General features: G+C 47.1%; 1 rRNA gene. It reads right to left on the bottom strand.

Annotated features, from left to right (window positions below):
- Nucleotides 1-1,959 (bottom strand): 23S ribosomal RNA (locus VIR50_RS02200); the annotation flags it as partial.
- Nucleotides 1,960-2,064: the final 105 nt, after the last annotated feature.

The following is a 2,064-nucleotide window of genomic DNA, read 5'->3' as shown; positions in this document are numbered from 1 at the left end:
CTGACAAGGAATTTCGCTACCTTAGGACCGTTATAGTTACGGCCGCCGTTTACTGGGGCTTAAGTTCACACCTTCGCTTGCGCTAAGTGTTCCCCTTAACCTTCCAGCACCGGGCAGGCGTCAGCCCCTATACATCAGCTTTCGCTTTAGCAGAGACCTGTGTTTTTGCTAAACAGTTGCTTGGGCCTATTCTCTGCGGCCTGCTCTCGCAGGCACCCCTTCTCCCGAAGTTACGGGGTCAATTTGCCTAGTTCCTTAACTGCAATTCTTCCGCGGGCCTTAGGATTCTCTCCTCATCTACCTGTGTCGGTTTGCGGTACGGGCACTATTTTTCTCTCTAGATGCTTTTCTTGGAAGCATGGAATCAGATACTTCGGTTCCGTAGAACCTTCCCCATCACGCCTCAGGATTGTTAAAGCGGATTTGCCTACCTTAACTCCCTAAACGCTTAGACTAGCATCCAATAGCTAGCACATCCTATCCTTCTCCGTCACACCATCGATAATAACGATAATAGTGGTATCGGAATATCAACCGATTGTCCATCACCTACGCCTTTCGGCCTCGGCTTAGGTCCCGACTAACCCTCAGCGGACGAACCTTCCTGAGGAAACCTTAGATTTTCGGCCTGTGGGATTCTCACCCACATCTCGCTACTGATGCCAACATTCTCACTTGTAATCAGTCCACCGCTCCTTACGGTACGACTTCAGCCCGATTACAACGCTCCTCTACCGCTCACACAAAGTGTGAACCCGTAGCTTCGGTGGTAAGTTTAGCCCCGTTACATTTTCGGCGCAGGATCTCTCGACTAGTGAGCTATTACGCACTCTTTCAATGAGTGGCTGCTTCTAAGCCAACATCCTAGTTGTCTTAGAAATCCCACATCCTTTCCCACTTAACTTACACTTTGGGACCTTAGCTGACGATCTGGGCTGTTTCCCTTTTGACCACGGATCTTATCATTCGTAGTCTGACTGCCGAATTAAAAGTATGTGGCATTCGGAGTTTGATAAGGTTCGGTAAGCGCTATGCCCCCTAGCCCATTCAGTGCTCTACCTCCACTACTCATATCATTCGACGCTAGCCCTAAAGCTATTTCGAGGAGAACCAGCTATCTCCGAGTTCGATTGGAATTTCTCCGCTATCCACAGCTCATCCCATGCTTTTTCAACAGCAACGTGGTTCGGTCCTCCACGAGGTTTTACCCTCGCTTCAACCTGGCCATGGATAGGTCACCCGGTTTCGGGTCTACAGCATGCAACTAGTCGCCCTATTAAGACTTGGTTTCCCTTCGGCTCCGTACCTTAAGTACTTAACCTTGCTACATACCGTAACTCGTTGGCTCGTTCTACAAAAAGCACATCATCACCCTCATAAGGGGCTTTGATCGGTTGTAGGCATACGGTTTCAGGTTCTATTTCACTCCCCTCCCGGGGTTCTTTTCACCTTTCCCTCACGGTACTGCTTCACTATCGGTCATCAGGTAGTATTTAGCCTTGGGAGGTGGTCCTCCCTGCTTCCCACAAGGTTTCACGTGTCTCGTGGTACTCTGGATCAGAACTTTAGGCTTTCTCGTTTCATATACAGGACTATTACCTTCTACGGTCCAACTTTCCAGTTGTGTTCTATTACAATAGCTTCCTAAGTTAATGTTCTGTCCGCAACCCCAGAGATAAATCTCTGGTTTGGGCTCTTTCCTTTTCGCTCGCCGCTACTAAGAAAATCGATTTTTCTTTCTCTTCCTCTAGGTACTTAGATGTTTCAGTTCCCTAGGTTACCTTCATATAGCTATGTATTCACTATACGATACATGGGGTTAACCCATGTGAGTTTCCTCATTCGGAAATCTTCGGATCTCTGGCTATGTGCGCCTACCCGAAGCTTATCGCAGCTTATCACGTCCTTCATCGGCTCCTGATGCCAAGGCATTCACCATACGCCCTTTGTAGCTTGACCTATTTAGTCAATTTTTCAAAATCATCACAATTTTGGTTCTCACAAAGAATAGTATTTAATAAATACTTTATTTCTTGGCTTGTTGTATCAACAATTTATATTCAT

The sequence above is a fragment of the Prevotella sp. genome, from assembly GCF_036570325.1.
In the GTDB taxonomy this organism is placed as follows: Bacteria; Bacteroidota; Bacteroidia; order Bacteroidales; family Bacteroidaceae; genus Prevotella.
The sequence above is the reverse complement of the archived record's forward strand: the minus strand, read 5'-3'. Positions and strand labels throughout refer to the sequence as shown.